Source organism: Actinoplanes octamycinicus (assembly GCF_014205225.1).
Lineage (GTDB): Bacteria > Actinomycetota > Actinomycetes > Mycobacteriales > Micromonosporaceae > Actinoplanes > Actinoplanes octamycinicus.
In genome coordinates this window covers 9,480,824-9,499,587 of record NZ_JACHNB010000001.1, presented here as the reverse complement: position 1 = coordinate 9,499,587, position 18,764 = coordinate 9,480,824, and the positions used below count along the sequence as shown (strand labels likewise).

Genomic DNA, 18,764 nt, shown 5'->3' with positions numbered 1-18,764 from the left:
GACCTTCCCGGCCGGATAGGAGTTCGGCGGCGCCGGTGTTACCCTGCGGCTGAGTAGAACGTGTTTCAATTTCTACGCCGGAGGTGCCGGGATGGTTCTCTCGATCAAGACGAGGCGGGACGCGGTCGGGCTGGCGACCGGGGAGCTGCTGATCGGCGGCGCCTGGCGGGCCGCGGCGGACGGGCGGACCTGGACCCACCGGCATCCGGCCACCGGGGAGCAGGTCGGCGACTTCGCGGTGGCGAGTCCGGCCGATGTGGACGCCGCGGTGCGGGCCGCGCGCCAGGCGTTCGACGAGGGCTCCTGGCCGCGGTCCCGGGCCAAGCAGCGGATCACCGTGCTGCGCCGGATGGCCGAGCTGATCCGCTCGCACACCGACGAGCTGCGGACCCTGCAGGCGCTGGACAACGGCGTGCCGCTGACCTTCGGCGACGAGTACGCGATGTCCATCGAGTGCGTCGCCGACGTCTTCGACCACCACGCCGGCTGGGTGGACAAGCTGGCCGGCGAGACGCTCCCCGGCTACCAGGGCGGCGACCACCTGGTGATGACCCTGCGCGAGCCGGTCGGCGTGGTGGCCGCGGTGGTGCCGTGGAACGGCCCGCTGCTGCTCGCCGCGCAGAAGGTCGCGCCGGCGCTGGCGGCCGGCTGCACCGTGGTGCTCAAGCCGTCGGAGTTCGCCACCTTCGCGGCGCTCCGCCTGGCCAGGCTCTTCGAGGAGGCCGGGCTGCCGCCGGGCGTGCTCAACGTGGTGACCGGGCCCGGCGACCCGACCGGTCAGGCGCTGATCACCCACCCGATGGTCGACAAGATCACCTTCACCGGCAGCCGGGCGGTCGGCAAGCGGGTCCTGGCCGCCGCGTCCGAGGGGATGAAACGGGTCAGCCTGGAGCTCGGCGGCAAGAGCCCGTCGATCGTCTTCCCGGACGCCGAGGTCTACGCGGCCGCCACGCTCACCATGGGCACCGTGACGCTCGGGCTCTCCGGCCAGGCGTGCGTGGCACACTCCCGCGCCCTGGTGCACCGGGACGTCTACGACGAGTTCCTGGCCATCGCGCAGGGCATGACCACGCTGGTCACCTACGGCGACCCGTTCGACCCGGAGGTCACCGCCGCGCCGCTGATCAACGAGCGGCAGCGGGACCGGGTGCTCGGCTACATCGAGCGCGGGCAGGCCGAGGGGGCCCGGCTGGTGTGCGGCGGCGGCCGGCCGGACGGCGAGCTGTCGGCCGGCAACTTCGTCGAACCGGCCGTCTTCGCCGACGTCGCCAACAGCGCCACCATCGCCCAGGAGGAGATCTTCGGGCCGGTGCTGGCGGTGGTGCCGTTCACCGACGAGGAGGAGGCGGTCCGGCTGGCCAACGACACGTCGTACGGGCTCGCCGCCACCGTCTACACCGCGGACGTGAAGCGGGCGATCCGGATGGCGCGGGCGGTCCGGGCCGGCACGGTCGGCGTCAACGGCTACCAGCTGGAGCCGCACGTGGCGTTCGGCGGGTTCGGGCAGTCCGGGCTGGGGCGCGAGGGCGGGCGCACCTCGATCGAGGCGTACACCGAGGTCAAGACGGTGCTGATCCCGACCGGCGACGAGATGATGTGAACGACTGGACATCATGATCGGCGGGTGATGGAGTAGCCGCCGTGCGGATACGTCATCTGGTCAGCGCGTTGCTGGCCACCGGCCTCCTGGCCGGGCCGGCCGGCTGCGGCGGCGCGGAGCCCGATCCGCGCGGCCGCCTCGCCGTGTGCCTCGCGCCGACCGCCGAGCGCCCGGCCGGCAAGCAGGTGCGCATCGAGTTCCGCCGCGCCGGCGAGCCGGTCGCCGGCGGTTCCCTGCCGGTCGGCACCGTGTTCCACGCCCGCATCCCGGTCGGCGCCGACATCGACGTCTACGTCGACGACGACCTGGTGGCCGACAGCCGCGCCGCGGTGGTCGCCGGCAAGGCCCTCTACCTGCGCGGCGAGGGTTGCCCGGAGATCCCGGACACCGACGACGACGTGGAATGACCGACGCCGATCCGCCGCCGGGCCCCGCGACCGGCCGGTATCGGGAGCGCCTTCGCCCGCGGTGGTCAGGTGGTCCCGGCGTCGCGGCTGGAGTCCGCTGGTCGGGCGTCGCCGGCGCGACCCGGGTGGGCGAGGAGCCGATCGGGGTCGGTCCCGAGGAGTAGCTCGCGGAGCCGGTCCGGATCGTCGAGCGCGTCGGCCGGCAGGCTCCAGTACGCCTCGACGGTGATCGTCCGGCCGCGGGCGGCGTACCGGAACGGGGTCGAGCCGGCGGCGTCCCAGGCGTCCCGGTGTGCCGGATCGACCCGGGCGTAGGCGGAGTCCATCACGATGCCGATCTGCTCGCCGCCGCGCCGCAGGGACCAGCCGCCGAAGAACGGGGCGAGGACCACCGCGGCGGACGGCCCGAGGAGGTCGAGGACGTGGTCGGCGACGGCGCGGGAACCGGTCACCGGACGGCCACCGCGAACCGGTCGACGTGGGCGCGGTAGGCGTCACGCAGCTCCCCGAGCCGGTCCGCGCCGAGGGCGAGCGGCACCCCGTAGAAGCCGGCGAGCAGGCCGGTCACCGCCGCCTCCGGGTCGGGCGACGAGGCCAGATGACGGCGGAACAGGTCGCCCTGCGGGGTCAGCGCGACGTCCAGGGCGCGCGGGTCGTCGAAGACGAGCAGCCGCTCGGCGGCACTGATGTCCAGCACCGCGCAGACCCCGCCGCCGCGGGCCACCTCGGCGGTGATCTCGAACCACATGCGGGGCCCGGCGATGATGGACCGGGCTGTCTCGTCGAAGAACTGCCGGATGAAGTCGACGCCCTCCGCCGTGCTGTCGACGGCGAGGACGGTGCCGATGCGCCACATGCAGATGTGGTAGGCGAGCAGTTCGGTCTTCGACCCGAAGTGTGCGAAGAAGGTCGGCTCGGACACCTCGGCCGTCGCCGCCAGCTCCCGCACCGGGATGTCGGCGAACGGCGTGCGTTCGACGCGCTCGCGCAGGGCCCGCCACACTTCCACGCGGAGCCGGGCCCGCTTGCGCTCGCGCAGCGGCAGGGCCGCGAACCGGTCGGCGGCGGTGGTCATCGCGACCCGAGGGCGTCGATGACAGCGGCGGCGAGGCTTGCCGAGGACGCCGGGTTCTGCCCGGTGAGCAGGCGGCCGTCGCGGCGCACCGTCGGAGTGAACGGGTCACCGGTCTCGACATCGGCGCCGAGGTCCTTGAGCCGCTGCTCCAGCGAGAAGGGCAAGGCGCCGGTCGCGCCGGCCAGCGCCTCCTCGGCGTCGCTGAACCCGGTCACGGTCCGTCCCGCCACGAGCGGGTCGCCGGTCGGGGTGGTCGCGTCGAGCAGCCCGGCGACGCCGTGGCAGACGGCGGCGACGACGCCGGTGCGGCCGATGGTGCTGACGAGCCGGGCCAGCGACTCGTTGCCGGGGAAGTCCCACATGGTGCCGTGCCCGCCGACCAGGAAGACCGCGTCGTAGCCGGCCGGATCGACCGAGGCCAGCGGCTCGACGCCGGTGAGCAGGGCGTCCAGATCGGGGTCGGCGGCGGCGCCGGCGGTGCTGGCCGGATCCACCGGCGGCTGCCCGCCGCGCACCGAGGTGAGCTCGACTGCCAGTCCGGCCTCTCGGAAGGCGTGCAGGGGGGTCACCAGCTCCTCCCGCCAGAAGCCGGTGGCCCGGCCGGTGGCGCCGAACTGGCCGTGGGAGGTGAGAACCATGAGAACCGATCGCGTCATGCCTACAGCTTGCACAAAATCTTTAGTTTGCACAAGTTTCTGTGTCGGCTATGGGGAGGTCGCCGAGATGCCGGCCGCTGGTACGGTGTGCCGCATGGCGGACACCTCGAGCCCGGCCCGCAGGACCTCACCCGTCCTCGCGCTGGCCGGTCTGGCCCTCCTCGCCTGTGGCGTCTTCCTCCTCTACACGCTCGTTCTCGAGGAGGATCACCTCGGCCCCAAGGTCGAGCTGCTGAAAGACAGCGCCGCCCTGATCGGCGTACCCGCGCTCGCCGGACTGACCCTCATCGCGATCGCCGTCAAACGATCTCGTCACCGGTGAACCGCCCGGTCAGGCGATCAGGCGGCGGTGGTCCCAGCTGATCACCCGGCGCGGCTCGACCAGGTAGGCGACCCGTTTGGTCGCGGCGTGGGCGACGTAACCGTCCAGGGCGGCGGCGACCTGGTCGGGCGGCAGGCCGCCGACCGCCGGGCCGGGCATGCTCGCCGCGATCAGGCGGCCGACCGACGTCACCCCGGCCAGGTCGTCGATCACCGTCACCACGCCGGTCACCTGCACGCCGCGCAGCTCGAAGTAGTCGTCGCCGTCCTCGACCAGGCAGGTCACCCGCGGATCGCGGGCCAGGTTGCGGGCCTTCTGCGACGCGCGGTAGGTCCAGAAGGCGATCCGCTCGTCCACCATCGCGTAGAACATGCTGACCAGGTGCGGGGTGCCGTCCGGGTTGATCGTCGCGAGCTGCAGCTTGCGGCCGGCCGCCAGCAGCGAAGCCACCTCCGAAGCGGGCATCGACACGGTGTCGCGCTGCTTCATCGACTCGGCCGCCCCGGGGGATCCGGCCGCTGTGCGAAGCCGGGGGTGGCGGCGGCCAGGGGCAGCGTCTCCTCGCAGACGAAGCCCGGCCGGGGCGGGTCGGCGGTGAACACCTTGCCGAGCGTGGCGTCCAGCTCGTCGAGCGTCCACCGACCACCCGCGGCGTGGAAGGCCGCGCGCACCGTGGGCGGCCCGAGCACCGCCACCACGTCCCCGTGCGCCACGAACACCTCGCCGGTGATCCGCTCCCCGGCCGGCCCGGCCAGGTAGGTGACGAGCGGGGCGACCCGGGCCGGGTCGAGCGGGTCGGGACCGTCCGGGGGCGGGCCCATCAGGTCGCCGGTCATCGCGGTCCGGGCGCGCGGGCAGATCGCGTTGGCCCGCACCCCGTACCGCCCGCAGCCACGGGCCGTGGCCAGGGTGAGCCCGACGATCCCGGCCTTCGCGGCGGCATAGTTGGGCTGCCCGGCGGAGCCGAGCAGGAACGCCTCGGAGGCGGTGTTGACGATCCGGGCGTGGACCGGCCCGCCGGTCGCCTTGCTCCGTTCCCGCCAGTACGCCGTGGCCAGCCGCGTGGTGACGAAGTGCCCGCGCAGGTGCACCCGGATCACGGTGTCCCATTCGGACTCGGACATCGAGAAGATCATCCGGTCGCGCAGCACCCCGGCGTTGTTCACCAGGATGTCGACGCCGCCGAAGGCGGCCAGCAGCGCCTCCCCGGTGGACCACTCGGCGATGTCACCGGGACGGACCGCGGCCCCCGGGATCTGCGCGGCCACCTCGTCGAGCCCCGGGCCGGGCAGATCGTTGAGCACGACCCGGGCGCCTTCGGCAGCCAGCGCGCGGGCCTCGGCCGCGCCGAGCCCCTGCCCGGCGCCGGTGACCACGGCGATCCGGCCGTCGAGCGTGCCCATCTCAGTATCCCGGCCCGGCGAGCAGCCCGCCGTCGGCGAGGAACTCGGCGCCGGTGGTGTAGGACGACTCGTCCGAGGCGAGGAAGGCGACCAGCCGGGAGATCTCGATCGGCTCGGCGAACCGGGCGATCGGCAGCGCCTTGAGGAAAGCGCCCGGGTCGACGTCGGTCAGCTGCCCGGCCGCCGCGATCGCCATCGAGGTCATCACCCCGCCCGGGTGCACCGAGTTGACCCGGATCCCGGACGGCCCCAGCTCCTGCGCCGCCGAGCGGGTGATCCCGCGGATGCCGAACTTGCTGGCGCTGTAGGCGGACAGCCCGGCCGCGCCGGCGAAGCCCTCGATCGACGACACGTTCACGATCGAGCCGCCGCCGGCCGCGATCATCGCCGGCGCCACGAAGTGCACGCCGAGCCAGCATCCCACCAGGTTCACGTCGAGCACCCGGCGGAACTCGGCCGGGTCCATCTCGGCGATCCGCCCGTGCCGCAGGATCCCGGCGTTGTTGATCAGGACATCGATCTTCCCGTACGCGTCGAGCGTCGCCCCGACCGCCGCCGTCCAGTCCGCCTCGCTGGTGACGTCCTGGTGCACGTAGACCCCGCCGACCTCGCCGGCGACCGCCGCGCCCTTCGCGTCCAGCACGTCGCCGACCACCACCCGGGCGCCCTCGGCGGCGAAGTGCCGGGCGTGCGACTTGCCCATGCCGCGGGCGCCGCCGGTGATGAGAGCGACCTTGCCGTCCAACCGGCCCATGGCTACCTCCCAAGCGCTTGCTTGGGAATGTAGCACCGTCAGCGGGCGATGATGCCGTCGAAGAGCAGCCGCAGCAGGCCGTCGACGATCTCGTCGGTGGTCCACGACCGGCCCTGGGCCTGCTTCCACGAGGTCGGGATCCAGAGGATGTCGCGCAGCAGCCGGTAGACCAGCCGGGCGTCCAGGTCGGCGCGGAACTGCCCGGCCTGCTTGCCCCGCTCCAGCTGGTCGAGCCAGGTCTGCTCGATCTCCTTCATCGCGGTGCGCAGATAGGCGAAGCGTTTCTGGTCGCTGAAGTAGGCCCAGTCGTTCTGCAGCATGGTCAGCGCGGCCCGGTGCCGGCTCAGCGCCGCCGTGCTGAACCGCACCATCCGCTCGATCGCGGCGCGCGGATCGTCCACCCCGGCCACCGCCTCCCGGTAGCCGCCGAGCACGTCGTCGAGGAAGCCGCGCAGGATCTCGTCGCCGATCGACTCCTTGGAGTCGAAGTGGTGGTAGAGGCTGCCGGAGAGGATGCCGGCCGCGTCCGCGATCTGCCGGACCGTGGTGGCCCGGAAGCCCTTCTCGGCGAACAGGTCGGCGGCCAGCCGGACCAGGTGGGCCCGGCGCTCCGACGGCGGCGCTGCCTTCTTGGTGGTCGTCACCTGCTGATTATCGCCGAGTCCCGGCCAAACGCTTGCTCGGGTGCCGGACCACCCCTAACCTAGAACGCGTTCTATTTTCTGAGGAGGTGGCGAGGTGCGGGCCGCGGTACTCCACGATCTGGGCGAGAAACTCGACATCCGCGACGATGTGACCGTGCTCGGGCCGGGCCCGGGCGAGATCCGGATCCGCGTCCGCGCGGCCGGCGTCTGCCACTCCGACCAGTCCGCCCGCGACGGCGGCCTGCCCCAGCCGATGCCCGCGGTGCTCGGCCACGAGGCGGCCGGCGACGTCCTCGAGGTCGGCGACGGGGTGGACGACCTCGCCGCCGGCGACCGGGTGATCGTCAACTGGCTGCCGTCCTGTGGCGACTGCGCCGAGTGCCGGCGCGGCGAGCCGTTCCTCTGCATGACCCACGTGCTGACCGGCTACGCGATGCCCCGCTTCCTCGCCGGTGACCTGCCGATCTTCGGGATGGCCGGGTGCGGCGCGTTCGCCGAGGAGATGGTGGTGCCGCGGATCGGCGCGGTGCCGATCGACGCCGACGTGCCCTACGAGGTGGCCGCGCTGGTCGGCTGCGGGGTGATGACCGGGGTGGGTGCCGTGGTGAACACCGCCCGGGTCCGGCCCGGCGACCGCGTGGTGATCATCGGCTGTGGCGGGGTCGGCATCTCGGCGATCCAGGGCGCCCGGGTGGCCGGCGCCGCGCTCATCGCCGCCGTCGACACCGTCCCGGCCAAGCTCGACGTGGCCCGCCGCTTCGGCGCCACCCACGCGGTCACCCCGGACCGGCTCAGCGAGCTGGTCACCGAGGTCACCGGCGGTGAGGGCTTCGACTACGCGTTCGACGTGGTCGCCCTGCCGAAGACCCTGCGGACCGCCTGGACCGCGGCCCGCCGCGGCGGCACGGTGGTCGTGGTCGGCGCCGGCCGGGCCGAGCACCAGGTCGAGTTCAATCCGTTCGAGTTGCTCTTCGAGGGCAAGCGGATCATCCCCTCGCTGTACGGCTCGGCTCACCCGCCGCGGGACTTCCCGAAGCTGATCGCGCTGTGGCGGGCCGGCCGGCTGGACCTGACCGGCATGATCTCGCACCGGCTGCGCCTGGAGCAGGTCGACGAGGCGCTCGGCGCGCTCGGCCGCGGCGACGTGATCCGGCAGGTGATCGTCCCGGACCTGGACGCCTGAGATGCGGCTGGGCATCCAGCTCGGCTACAGCGGGGAGGGCTTCGCGCAGGCGGTGGACGAGGTCGCCGAGTTCGAGGCGGCCGGCGCCGACCTGGTGGTGGTGCCGGAGGCGTACAGCTTCGACGCGGTCAGCCAGCTCGGCTACCTGGCCGCCCGGACCCGCACGATGCGGCTGGCGTCCGGGGTGATGCAGCTCTACACCCGCACGCCGACGCTGACCGCGATGACCGCGGCCGGCCTGGACTATGTCTCCGGCGGGCGGTTCTCGCTCGGCCTGGGCGCCTCCGGCCCGCAGGTCGTCGAGGGCTTCCACGGGGTCGCCTACGACGCGCCGCTGGCCCGCACCCGGGAGATCGTGCAGATCTGCCGGACGGTGTGGCGCCGGGAGACGCTGGTGCACGCGGGGGAGCACTACCGCATCCCGCTGGCCGGCCGGCCGCTGAAGCTGATCAACCGGCCGGTCCGCGACCGGATCCCGATCCTGCTGGCCGCGATGGGACCGCGCAACGTCGCCCTGGCCGCCGAGATCGCCGACGGCTGGCAGGCGCTCTTCCTCGACCCGGCGGCGCTGCCGGAGGTGTTCGGCCCGGCACTGGCCGAGGGGCGCGCCCGCCGCGATCCGGCGCTCGGGCCACTGGACATCATGGTGCCGATGCCGTTCGCGGTGGCCGAGCCGACCGCGGAGCTGCTGGCCCGGCACCGCGCGCAGCTCGCCCTCTACATCGGCGGGATGGGCGCCCGCGGCCGGAACTTCTCCAACGACCTGGTCCGCCGCTACGGCTACGACCGGGAGGCCGAGGCGATCCAGGAGCTGTTCCTGAGCGGGCGGCGGGCCGAGGCGGCGGCGGTCGTACCGGAAAAGCTTCTGCAGGCGACCGCCCTGGTCGCGCCGCTGGACGAACTGCGGGATCGGGTGGCCGCGCTGGCCACCGCCGGGGTGACGACGCTGCTGGTCTCGCCGCTCGCGGCGACCCGGGCCGACCGGGTCGCGGATGTCGCCCAACTGAAACGTGTTCTCGGGTGAGGAGTTCCGATGTCCGGTCACCTCAATCGGCGTCAACTGCTGGCCGCCGGCCTGGTCGCCGGATCGGCCGCGCTCGGTGGTCCGGCGCGGGCCGCCGAGCCCGCCTACGACGTCGTGGTCGTCGGCTGCGGGGCCGCCGGGATGACCGCGGCCCTGCGCGCCGCGAAGCACGGCCTGAGTGTCCTGGTGGTGGAGAAGGCGCCCACCTTCGGCGGCTCGGCGGCCCGCTCCGGCGCCGGCATCTGGATCCCGAACAACCAGGTCATCCTGGCCGCCGGGGTGCCGGACACCCCGGCCCTGGCGGCCGCCTACCTGGCCGCGGTCGTCGGCGGTGACGTGCCGACCGCCAAGCAGCGGGCGTTCCTGGCCGCCGGCCCGGCGATGATCTCCTTCGTCATGGCGAACAGCCCGCTGCGCTTCCGCCACATGGACGGCTACTCGGACTACTACCCGGAGCTGCCCGGCGGCATCGCGCGCGGCCGCTCGATCGAGCCGGACCTGTTCGACGGCAGGCTGCTCGGCGCCGAACTGGCCCACCTCAACCCGCCCTACCTGCCCACCCCGGACGGCGTGACCGTGTTCAGCGCCGACTACAAGTGGCTCAACCTGGCGCTGGTCAACGCCAAGGGGACCGCGGTCGCGGCCGAGTGCGTGGCCCGCTACACCGCCGCCGTGCTGGCCGGGCGGATCCCGCTGACCATGGGGCAGGCCCTGGCCGGCGCGCTGCGGGCCGGGCTGGCCGCGGCCGGGGTGCCGGTCTGGCTGAACACCCCGCTCACCGACCTGCGGATCGACGCCGGCGGGCGGGTCACCGGGGTGGTGGTCGCCCGCGACGGCGTCCCCACCGGCGTCACCGCGACCCGCGGCGTGCTGGTCGCGGCCGGCGGCTTCGAGCACAACCTGGCGATGCGCCTGGCCTACCAGCGGCAGCCGATCGGCGTCGACTGGACGGTGGGCGCCCGGGAGAACACCGGCGACGGGATCCGGGCCGGGCTCAGCGCCGGCGCGGCCACCGACTTCCTCGACGACGCCTGGTGGGGGCCGGCCATCCCGCTGCCCGGCGAGCCGTACTTCTGCCTGGCCGAGCGGACGCTGCCGGGCAGCATCCTGGTGAACAGCGCCGGGAAACGGTTCGTCAACGAGGCCGCGCCGTACAGCGACGTCGTGCACGTCATGTACGACCGGAACGGCGTCACCCCGGACATCCCGTCCTGGCTGATCTTCGACCAGAACTACCGCAACCGGTACCTGTTCCGCGACGTCGCGCCGGGCCTGCCGTTCCCCGACTCGTGGTACTCCTCCGGGGCGGTGGTCAGGGACTTCACCCTCGGCGGGCTGGCGCGCCGGATCGGGGTGCCGGCCGCGGCGCTGATCGCCACCGTGGCCCGGTTCAACGGGTTCGCCCGGACCGGGACGGACGCCGACTTCCACCGCGGCGACAGCGCCTACGACCACTACTACACCGACCCGGCGGTGGTCCCGAACTCCTGCCTCGCGCCGCTCTGGCTGCCACCGTTCCACGCCTGCAAGATCGTGCCGGGCGACCTCGGCACCAAGGGCGGCTTGCGCACCGATCCGCGCGCCCGGGTGGTGCGCGCCGACGGCTCGGTCATCCCCGGCCTGTACGCGGCCGGCAACTCCAGCGCCGCGGTGATGGGCCACAGCTACGCGGGCGCCGGCTCGACCATCGGACCGGCCATGACCTTCGGGTACCTGGCCGCCGACGACCTCGCCGGGGTGTGAGATGACCAGTCGTCGCACCCTGCTGCGCGCCGCCCTGTTCGGCGTCCCGGCCGCCGCCCTGCTGCCCCTGGACGACGGCGACCACGTGCCCGCCCTGGTGATCGGCAGCGGTTACGGCGGTTCGGTGGCCGCGCTGCGGCTGACCCGGGCCGGCATCGCCACCGCCGTGGTCGAGATGGGCATGGCCTGGAACACCGCCGGACCGGACGGCAAGATCTTCTGCGACATGCTCGATCCCGACCGTCGGTCGTACTGGCTGCGGACCCGCACCGACCAGCCGGTCGGCTACTTCCTCGGGATCGACGCCAACAGGTCGATCGAGCGGTACACCGGGGTGCTCGACTCCGAGAGGTTCGCCGGGATCCGGGTCTACCAGGGCCGTGGCGTCGGCGGCGGCTCGCTGGTCAACGGCGGCATGGCGGTGGTGCCCCGGCGGGACTACCTCGCCGAGATCCTGCCGTCGGTCGACGCCGCCGCGATGTACGCCACCTACTTCCCGCGCGCCACCGCCGCCCTCGGCGTCAACGCCGTCGACCCGGCCTGGTTCGAGACCGCCGACTGCTACCGGTACGCCCGGGTCAGCCGCGACCAGGCCCGGGCGTCCGGCTACGCCACCACCTTCCTGCCCAACGTGTACGACTTCGGCTACATGCGGCAGGAGCAGGCCGGCACGGTGCCCCGGTCGGCGCTGGCCAGCGAGGTGATCTACGGCAACAACCACGGCAAGCGGTCGCTGGACAAGACCTACCTGGCCGCGGCGGCCGCCACCGGGCGCCTGACGATCACCGCGCAGCACGTGGTCACCGCGGTCGCCCCGGCGCCGGCCGGCGGCTGGGCGGTGACGATGAACCAGCTGGCCACCACGGGCGGCACGGTCGCCACCAAGACCGTCCGGGCCGACCGGGTGTTCTTCGCGGCGGGCAGCGTCGGCACCAGCAAGTTGCTGGTCGCGATGCGCGCGCAGGGCCGGCTGCCGGACCTGCCGGCCGCGGTCGGGCAGGGCTGGGGCAACAACGGCAACGTCATGGTGGCCCGTGCCCAGCACCTGTGGAACACCACCGGCGCCCTGCAGTCCGGCATGCCGGCCGTCGGCATCGACAACTGGGCCGACCCGGCCGGCCCGGTCTTCGCCGAGATCGCGCCGTTCCCGGCCGGCACCGAGCTGTGGATCAGTCTCTACCTGGCCATCACCAAGAACCCCAACAGAGCCCAGTTCGCGTACGACTCCGCGACCGGCACAGTCGGGCTGACCTGGCGGACCGCGCAGAACCAGCCGGCCGTGGCAGCGGCCAAGCGGGTCTTCGACACGATCAACAAGGCCCAGGTCACCGTCTATCGCAGCGACCTGTTCGGGGTGAACAAGGTGTGGGGCGACGACCTCACCTACCACCCGCTCGGCGGCTGCGTGCTCGGCCGGGCCACCGACGACTACGGCCGGCTGCCCGGGCACCCCGGGCTGTACGTGATCGACGGCTCGCTGATCCCGGGCAGCACCGGGGTCAACCCGTTCGTCACGATCACCGCCCTGGCCGAGCGCAACATCGAGCGGATCATCGCCACCGATCTGGCCTAGAGCGCCTGCTCCGGAGTCCGGCCGCAGCCCGGCCGGGCTCCGGACCAGGCGCTATCGCCCGGCCGACGCGGCGACCGGCACCGGCGCCCTGGCCGGGTCGTCCCGCTGCGGGTCGGCCGCCGGCGTGCTCTCCGGTTGCTCGTGCGCCGGGCGCCACGGGGACTCGACCGGCGCGCCGGCGTGGTTGTCGAGCAGCTCCGCCACGCCGACGTGCCGGTCGGAGACGCCGTAGAACAGGTGGTGCACGCCGTCGATCCGCGCCAGGCCGGTGGGGAAGACGATGTGCCGGTCGATCCCGGCCTGTTCCTCGGTGGTCTCCGGGGCGAGCAGCGGGTGGGCGGTGCGGTGCAGCACCCGGGTGATGTCGTCGGCGTCCAGGATCATGCCGCCCGCGGCGTAGTCGAGCCGCGGCATCGGATCCCCGGTCTGGTGCTCGCTGACCCCATGATGGACGAGCAGCCAGCCCTGCGGGACCCGGACCGGCGGTGGACCGGCCCCGATCTTGAGGTTCTCGAACGGGTACTTGGGCAGCGCGACCGGCCGATGCTGATCGAAGTACACCAGCGCGCGCAGATCCTTGGTGACCCGGTCGACCGGCACGAACGACGCCCAGATGCCGTGCCGCGGATCGTCCACGCCGGTGGGCAGGCCGAGCGCCGGGTCCCACATCGGCCGGTGCAGGAAGCCGAAGGCGGTCCGGCCGTCCGGCGCGCGGACCGGCTCCGGGAACATCACCACGTCCTTGTTCGGGAACATGTTGAGGTCGTGGGCCAGCTCCGGGTCGTAGGCGAAGTGCAGCGGGCCGAGCCGGGTCCAGTGCACGAAGTCCTCGGAGACCGCGATCGCCGGCCGGGCGCCGTAGGGCCCCTGCGCGGTGTAGGTGAGCACGTGGACGCCGAGCTGCTCGACCCAGGTGGCCCGCGGGTCCTCCACCCCGCCGCGGCCGCCGCCGCGTTCCCAGGCCTCGTCGGGCGCGAGGGCGACGTCGCGCCGCCGCACCCCGACCGGGGTCGAGCCGTCCAGGGTGAGCTCGGCGAGCCGGAGCCGGGAGACGTTGCCCTCGGCGGTGACCCGGGTCAGCAGATGCCAGCGGCCGTCCGGGGTGCGGCCCACGGTGGGGTTGAAGGCGCCCCAGAACTCCAGCGGATCATCCTGATCCGGCGACATGATCGTCGCGGTACGACGCAGCCGATAGGCCGGTCCCGCAGCCTGTGATTCGCTGTCCATGGCGGCGGTATACCCCAATTGCGGGGATATTCACGGGTGGCGTCGGGTCGATCAACGCAGCCGGCCGGCGAAGCCGTCGAGGATGGACCGCAGGCCGAAGGCGAAGGTCTCGTCCGGGGCGGCGGCATATCCGGTGCCGGCGGTGGTGTCGAGGCGGGACCGCACGTACCGGAAATCGGCGCCGATGATCCGGGCCTGGGCGACCGCCTCGGTGAGCGCTTCCGGGGAGAGCCGGCGGGTCAGCGAGACCTGGGCGGCCGGGCCCAGCGCGCTGCCCAGCACGAAGACGAAGACGGTCGCGGCGGCGCGGTCGGCGTCGGCGGGGGCGAAACCGGCCGCCTCGTAGACGGCGAGGGTGCGGTCGTCGAACCGGGTCTTGCCGGGGCCGTAGACCAGGTGGCTGCCGATCGCCTGGCCCAGCCACGGATGCCGGCCGCACATCTCGTGCATGCCGGTGGCCAGCAGCTCCGCGGCCGGCCGCCAGTCCGCGATCGGCATCCCGGGCAGCGGGATCTCGGTCCACACCGCGTCGGCGGCCAGCCGGACCAGGTCGTCCTTGGTCTTGATGTGCCAGTAGATGGCGGTGGCCGCCGAGTCGAGGCGCTGGCCCAGGCTGCGCATGTTGAGGCCGTCCAGGCCCTGCTCGTCGAGCAGGTCGATGGCGGCCCGGACGATCTGGTCGGGCGTCAGGGTGGTGCGGGGCATGCGCGGAATCGTACTTGAACTTTGTTCAAGGCGGGGCTAACTTGAACTTAGTTCAAGTCGAAGCGGAGGACTCCATGCTCCAGCAGAAGCTCACCGAGATCGCCCGTCGGCACGACGTCCCGGGGATGGCCGCCGGCGTCCTGAGCGGCGACCGGATCGTCCACGCGGCGCACGGCGTCACCAATCTGGACAACCCGCAGCCGGTCGACGAGCACACCCTGTTCCACCTGGCCTCGGTCACCAAGACGTTCACCGCGACCGCGCTGGTCCGGCTCGCCGCGGCCGGCCGGCTCGACCTGGCCGCGCCGGTCCGCGACTTCGTGCCGGAGCTGCGGCTCGCCGACCCGGCCAGCACCGCCGAGATCACCGTGCACCAGCTGCTCAACCACACCGCGGGCCTGGAGTGGAACCTGATCGACGGCGAGCAGGCCACCCTGGAGGGGTTCGCCGGCGAGCTGGCGCGGCTGCCGATCATCGGCCGGCCGGGGGAGCGCGCGTCCTACAGTCAGGCCGGCTACAACCTGGCCGGGCTGGTGATCGAGCGGGTGACCGGACTTCCGTACGAAAAGGTGGTCGCCGATCTCGCCCTGCGCCCGGCGGGCCTGGAGCGGACCGTCTTCGGTCTCGACGAGGTCGTCCGGCACCGGTTCGCGGTCGGGCACAACCCGGACGGCGACGGCCGCCTGCGTCCGGCCACACCCTGGTCGTCGTGGCCGGCCGGGGCGCGCGGCAACCACCCCGGCGGCGGTATCGCGTCCAGCGTCAGCGACCTGCTGCGCTGGGCCCGGCACCACCTCGACTCGGCCGACCTGCACGCGATGACCGAGCCGACCGTGCCGCTGCGCGCCAGCAGCCTCGGCGACGCGTTCGGCATCGCCTGGTTCCTGCGCGACGTCGGCGGCGTCCGCGCCGTCGGGCACGGCGGCTCCGGCAACGGCCAGTTCGCCGAGCTGCTGATCGTGCCCAGCCGCGACTTCGCGGTGGTCAGCCTGGCCAACGCCGGCCCGGCCGGCTATCCGGCGAACCAGGAGGTGATCGGCTGGGCTCTCGCCGACTGGCTCGGCGTGCGCGAGCAGGAGATCCAACCACTTGCGTACGACGACGAGCGCGCCCGGGAGATCGCCGGGCGCTACGAGCTGGACGCGATGGACCTGGAGATCGCCACCGACGGCGCCGGGCTCACCCTGGCCGTGGGGATCAAACCGGCGATGCGGGCGGCGTCCGAGGCGGACATGCCCCCGGACTACGCCGCGGCGGCGCTCGGCCTGCTCCCCGACGACGAGTACGTGATCACCGAGGGCGGGCTGGCCGGGCAGCGCGGGTACCTCACCCGGGACGCCGACGGCACGGTGATCGGCGCGGACCTGGCCGGCCGGCTGTTCCGCCGGGTGCGCTGAGCCCGGCGCCCGGCCGGATCACCAGACGTCGCCGTCGCGCCAGTCGCAGATCAGCAGGGCCGCCTCGTTCAGCTCGGCGCCACCGGCCACCGGGCGGACCAGGGTGCTGTCGTCGTCCTCCTCGGTGCGCATCACCCCGGCCGGCGCCAGCACCGCGGTCCCGCCCGGCCAGCGCCGCCAGCCCCGGCCCAGATAGAGGGTGAGCCCGGCGCCCGAGGCGGACAGGGCGCCCAGCGCGTACCCGTGGTCGATGATCCGCTCGGCCTCGGCCATCAGCGCCGAGGCGAACCCGCGCCGCTGGTGCGCCGGGTGCACGGCGACCGCCTCGACATAACCGCACCGGTACGACCTGCCCTGGTGCAGGATCCGCCGCTGCACCACCGAGCCGTGCGCGATCACCGTGGCGTCCACGGTGATCAGGATGTGCTGGCCGCCGAGCGCGTGCTCCCAGTCGTGGTCGTCGAAATCGCCGTCGAAGGCCTCGTCCAGCAGGTCCCGGACCCGGGTGCGGTCGCCCGCGGTCAGGTCCGCGCTGGCGATCGTGCGCACAACAGTCATCGCCGCATGATCCCAGGAAGTGGTCCGGTTTCCGGGCATCGCCACGGTGGTGCGGCGGCGGCCGAACAGTCGCCCCTCTACGGTGACCCTCATGTCCGTCTCCGCTGTCCCCGACGACCGCGTCCGCCCGGCCCTGCCGGTCGTGGCCGCGGTCGTGGTCACCGTCACCGCCTGGGCGTCCGCGTTCGTCGCGATCCGCGCCGTGCACGCCCACTTCGCCGCCGGCCCGCTCGCCCTCGGCCGGCTGGCCGCCGGCGCGGTCGCGCTGACCATCGCCCTGGCCGCCACCCGGACCTGGGTCCGGCCGACCGCCCGGGAGTGGGCGCTGGTGGTCGGCTGCGGGGTGGTCTGGTTCGGCGTCTACAACGTGGCGCTGAACGCCGCCGAGCAACGCCTGGACGCCGGCACCTCGGCGATGCTGGTCAACGTCGGACCGATTCTGATCGCGTTGCTGGCGGGCGCGTTCCTCGGCGAGGGCTTCCCGCGCAGCCTGCTGCTCGGTGCGGGGGTGGCGTTCTGCGGGGTGCTGCTGATCGGGCTGGCCGGGCGCGGGGAGAGCGCGGCCGACCCGGTCGGGGTGGCGCTCTGCCTGCTCTCCGCGGCGGCCTGGGCGATCGGCGTGACGCTGCAGAAACCGGCGCTGCGCCGGCTGCCGGCCCTGCAGGTCACCCAGATGGCCTGCGTGGTCGGCATGATCACGACACTGCCGTTCGCCGGTGGCCTGGTGCACGACGTGCGCTCGGCGAGCACCGGGTCGATCCTCGGGGTGCTCTATCTGGGGCTGGTGCCGACCGCGCTCGCGTTCGGCACCTGGGCCTACGCGCTGTCCCGGATGACCGCCGGCCGGCTAGGCGTGACGACCTACCTGGTGCCGCCGCTGACCATCCTGCTGGCCTGGCCGATCCTGTCCGAAACTCCCCAGGTGCTGGCGCTGGCCGGCGGGGCGATCGCGCTCGGCGGGGTGGCGCTGGCCCGGCGACGCTGAGGCGTCGGTCGATGTCCCGGCGGGCGCCGAGCCGATAGCCTGACGCGATGCGACGGGGACGACGGTGCGCGGCGGCCACGCTGGCCATGACGGCCGCGGCGGTGCTCGGCTGCCCGGGCGTGGCCCGCGCCGAGACCGTCGCGGACTACCAGCGGTGGTACCTCACCGCGCTGCGGATCAAGCAGGCACACCGGATCAGCAAGGGCGCCGGAGTGGTGGTCGCGGTGGTCGACTCCGGCGTCCACGCGGCCCACCCCGACCTGCGCGGCCAGGTGCTGCCCGGGCACGGCACCAATCCGGACAGTCCGAAGGACGGCCGGACCGACCCGGACACCGAGGTGGGCCACGGCACCGCGATGGCCGGGATCATCGCGGCCCGCGGCGGCGGCAAGACGCACGTGCTCGGCATCGCGCCGCGGGCCAAGATCCTGCCGGTCGCCACCGGCCCGGAGTTCACCTACCGCGACGTCGCCGACGGGGTCCGCTGGGCCGCCGACCACGGCGCCGACGTGATCAACCTGTCGCTGGTCGCCACCGACCGCAACGACGTCGAGCGCGCGGCCATCGAGTACGCGATGTCCAAGGACGTCGTCGTGGTGGCCGGCAGCGGCAACATCGAGCAGGGCATCACCCGGATCGACACCCCGGCCAGCATCCCCGGGGTGATCGCGGTGACCGGCACGGTGAAGTCCGGCAAGGCCTGGAGCGGCGCCACGCACGGCCCGGAGGCCGTGCTCGCCGCCCCGGTCGACAAGATCATCAGTCCGGCGCCGCCCGGGGTCACCGACAACGGGTACGGACTGAGCAAGGGCACCAGCGACGCCAGCGCGATCGTCTCCGGGGTGGCCGCGCTGGTCCGCGCCAAGTATCCGAAGCTCAGCGCGGCCGACGTGGTGAACCGGCTGATCCGCACCGCGGACGACCGCGGGCCGAAAGGGCGCGACCCGGAGTACGGGTTCGGCGCGGTCAACCCGGTGGCGGCGCTGACCGCGAAGGTGCCGCCGGTGTCGGCGAACCCGCTGATCGCGCCCGGCCCGGCGGCCGGCGCGGCGGCGGCCGCCCCGGGCGAGGGCGAGCCGGCGGTCACCTTCCCGGGCGGGGACTCGGAGGTGACGTGGTGGCAGGGCGGCCTCTGCCTCGCGGTGGTGGTGGCCGGGGTCGGGCTGGCGGTGCTCAGCGCGCGCCGGCGGCGGGTGCCGGTGGGTGGCTATCCGACCATCCCGCAGCAGGTGGGACCGCCGGGATATCCGGTGCCGCCCGGTCATCCGGTCGCACCACCCGGCTATCCGGTCGCACCACCCGGCTATCAGCCGCCGCCCGGTTACCACCCGCCGGCTCAGCAGGCCCCGCCGGGCCACTACCCGCCGGCGGGATATCCGCCGGCTCAGCAGGCCCCGCCCGGCTACTATCCGCCGCCGGGATATCCGCCGCCTCCGCAAACCCGGCCCGGCTGGCCGCCGCCGGACCGGGAGACGCCGCCCGGCTGGCCGCCGCCGGATCGGCGTTGA

20 protein-coding genes are annotated in these 18,764 nt (G+C 73.6%); 10 read left to right on the top strand and 10 right to left on the bottom strand.

The genetic code is table 11. The features are described 5' to 3' along the window. Positions 1 to 91: 91 nt before the first annotated feature. Positions 92 to 1,600, top strand: a complete 1,509-nt coding sequence (locus BJY16_RS43035; RefSeq protein WP_185045457.1) for an aldehyde dehydrogenase family protein — start codon at positions 92 to 94, stop codon at positions 1,598 to 1,600. Positions 1,601 to 1,641: 41 nt separating this feature from the next. Continuing rightward, positions 1,642 to 2,007 carry a hypothetical protein gene (locus tag BJY16_RS43030; protein WP_185045456.1) on the top strand — a complete coding sequence of 122 codons (366 nt, stop codon included), beginning with the start codon at positions 1,642 to 1,644 and terminating at the stop codon, positions 2,005 to 2,007. A gap of 65 nt (positions 2,008 to 2,072) precedes the next feature. On the opposite strand, the gene BJY16_RS43025 is transcribed toward BJY16_RS43030, so the two are convergent. Genes BJY16_RS43025 through BJY16_RS43015 form a run of 3 tightly spaced genes read right to left on the bottom strand, consistent with a single transcriptional unit; the run spans position 2,073 to position 3,738 of the window. Next, positions 2,073 to 2,459, bottom strand: coding sequence for a TfoX/Sxy family protein (locus tag BJY16_RS43025; protein WP_185045455.1), 387 nt, complete (start codon positions 2,457 to 2,459; stop codon positions 2,073 to 2,075). Further along, positions 2,456 to 3,082 (bottom strand): TetR/AcrR family transcriptional regulator, encoded by a 627-nt coding sequence (locus BJY16_RS43020; protein ID WP_185045454.1) that lies wholly within the window; start codon positions 3,080 to 3,082, stop codon positions 2,456 to 2,458. The genes BJY16_RS43025 and BJY16_RS43020 overlap by 4 nt, the downstream gene beginning before the upstream one ends. Next, positions 3,079 to 3,738, bottom strand: coding sequence for a type 1 glutamine amidotransferase domain-containing protein (locus BJY16_RS43015; RefSeq protein WP_185045453.1), 660 nt, complete (start codon positions 3,736 to 3,738; stop codon positions 3,079 to 3,081). Before BJY16_RS43015 ends, BJY16_RS43020 begins: the two co-directional genes overlap by 4 nt. Before the next feature lie 94 nt (positions 3,739 to 3,832). Between BJY16_RS43015 and BJY16_RS43010 the strand changes: the two genes are divergently transcribed. Continuing rightward, the gene (locus tag BJY16_RS43010; RefSeq protein ID WP_185045452.1) at positions 3,833 to 4,060 is read left to right on the top strand and encodes a hypothetical protein; all 228 of its coding nucleotides are present in this window, start codon (positions 3,833 to 3,835) and stop codon (positions 4,058 to 4,060) included. Between the two features lie 9 nt (positions 4,061 to 4,069). Here BJY16_RS43010 and BJY16_RS43005 read toward each other — a convergent pair whose 3' ends face one another. Genes BJY16_RS43005 through BJY16_RS42990 form a run of 4 tightly spaced genes read right to left on the bottom strand, consistent with a single transcriptional unit; the run spans position 4,070 to position 6,861 of the window. Continuing rightward, a complete protein-coding gene (locus BJY16_RS43005) occupies positions 4,070 to 4,549 on the bottom strand; it encodes a pyridoxamine 5'-phosphate oxidase family protein (protein WP_185045451.1) in 480 nt (159 codons plus the stop codon). Then, complete coding sequence (locus tag BJY16_RS43000) at positions 4,546 to 5,463, bottom strand: SDR family NAD(P)-dependent oxidoreductase (RefSeq protein ID WP_185045450.1); 918 nt, start codon at positions 5,461 to 5,463, stop codon at positions 4,546 to 4,548. The genes BJY16_RS43005 and BJY16_RS43000 overlap by 4 nt, the downstream gene beginning before the upstream one ends. 1 nt (position 5,464) lies before the next feature. Further along, positions 5,465 to 6,217 (bottom strand): glucose 1-dehydrogenase, encoded by a 753-nt coding sequence (locus BJY16_RS42995; protein ID WP_185045449.1) that lies wholly within the window; start codon positions 6,215 to 6,217, stop codon positions 5,465 to 5,467. A 38-nt stretch (positions 6,218 to 6,255) separates the two neighbouring features. Then, a complete protein-coding gene (locus BJY16_RS42990; RefSeq protein WP_185045448.1) occupies positions 6,256 to 6,861 on the bottom strand; it encodes a TetR/AcrR family transcriptional regulator in 606 nt (201 codons plus the stop codon). Positions 6,862 to 6,955: 94 nt separating this feature from the next. Between BJY16_RS42990 and BJY16_RS42985 the strand changes: the two genes are divergently transcribed. From BJY16_RS42985 to BJY16_RS42970, 4 genes are all read left to right on the top strand, one after another. Continuing rightward, positions 6,956 to 8,044 (top strand): Zn-dependent alcohol dehydrogenase, encoded by a 1,089-nt coding sequence (locus BJY16_RS42985; protein ID WP_185045447.1) that lies wholly within the window; start codon positions 6,956 to 6,958, stop codon positions 8,042 to 8,044. 1 nt (position 8,045) lies between these two features. Continuing rightward, positions 8,046 to 9,068, top strand: coding sequence for an LLM class F420-dependent oxidoreductase (locus tag BJY16_RS42980; protein ID WP_185045446.1), 1,023 nt, complete (start codon positions 8,046 to 8,048; stop codon positions 9,066 to 9,068). Positions 9,069 to 9,209: 141 nt separating this feature from the next. Continuing rightward, the gene (kstD, locus tag BJY16_RS42975) at positions 9,210 to 10,811 is read left to right on the top strand and encodes a 3-oxosteroid 1-dehydrogenase (protein ID WP_239177949.1); all 1,602 of its coding nucleotides are present in this window, start codon (positions 9,210 to 9,212) and stop codon (positions 10,809 to 10,811) included. A 1-nt stretch (position 10,812) separates the two neighbouring features. Continuing rightward, a complete protein-coding gene (locus BJY16_RS42970; RefSeq protein ID WP_185045444.1) occupies positions 10,813 to 12,384 on the top strand; it encodes a GMC oxidoreductase in 1,572 nt (523 codons plus the stop codon). 51 nt (positions 12,385 to 12,435) lie between these two features. On the opposite strand, the gene BJY16_RS42965 is transcribed toward BJY16_RS42970, so the two are convergent. Both BJY16_RS42965 and BJY16_RS42960 read right to left on the bottom strand, forming a co-directional pair. Continuing rightward, positions 12,436 to 13,611, bottom strand: a complete 1,176-nt coding sequence (locus BJY16_RS42965) for a glycoside hydrolase family 130 protein (protein ID WP_203759299.1) — start codon at positions 13,609 to 13,611, stop codon at positions 12,436 to 12,438. A 51-nt stretch (positions 13,612 to 13,662) separates the two neighbouring features. Then, on the bottom strand, positions 13,663 to 14,316 hold the full coding sequence (locus BJY16_RS42960) for a TetR/AcrR family transcriptional regulator (RefSeq protein WP_185045443.1): 654 nt from the start codon (positions 14,314 to 14,316) through the stop codon (positions 13,663 to 13,665). A 74-nt stretch (positions 14,317 to 14,390) separates the two neighbouring features. Here BJY16_RS42960 and BJY16_RS42955 point away from each other — a divergent pair, with 74 nt between their 5' ends. Continuing rightward, positions 14,391 to 15,713, top strand: a complete 1,323-nt coding sequence (locus BJY16_RS42955) for a serine hydrolase domain-containing protein (RefSeq protein WP_185045442.1) — start codon at positions 14,391 to 14,393, stop codon at positions 15,711 to 15,713. An 18-nt stretch (positions 15,714 to 15,731) separates the two neighbouring features. Here BJY16_RS42955 and BJY16_RS42950 read toward each other — a convergent pair whose 3' ends face one another. Further along, a complete protein-coding gene (locus BJY16_RS42950; RefSeq protein ID WP_376698059.1) occupies positions 15,732 to 16,310 on the bottom strand; it encodes a GNAT family N-acetyltransferase in 579 nt (192 codons plus the stop codon). A 52-nt stretch (positions 16,311 to 16,362) separates the two neighbouring features. On the opposite strand from BJY16_RS42950, the gene BJY16_RS42945 reads away from it, so the two are divergent. Together BJY16_RS42945 and BJY16_RS42940 are read left to right on the top strand one after the other, a co-directional pair. After that, positions 16,363 to 17,256 (top strand): DMT family transporter, encoded by an 894-nt coding sequence (locus tag BJY16_RS42945; protein ID WP_185045440.1) that lies wholly within the window; start codon positions 16,363 to 16,365, stop codon positions 17,254 to 17,256. 47 nt (positions 17,257 to 17,303) lie between these two features. After that, entirely contained in the window at positions 17,304 to 18,764 is a 1,461-nt protein-coding gene (locus BJY16_RS42940; protein ID WP_185045439.1) for a S8 family serine peptidase, read from the top strand.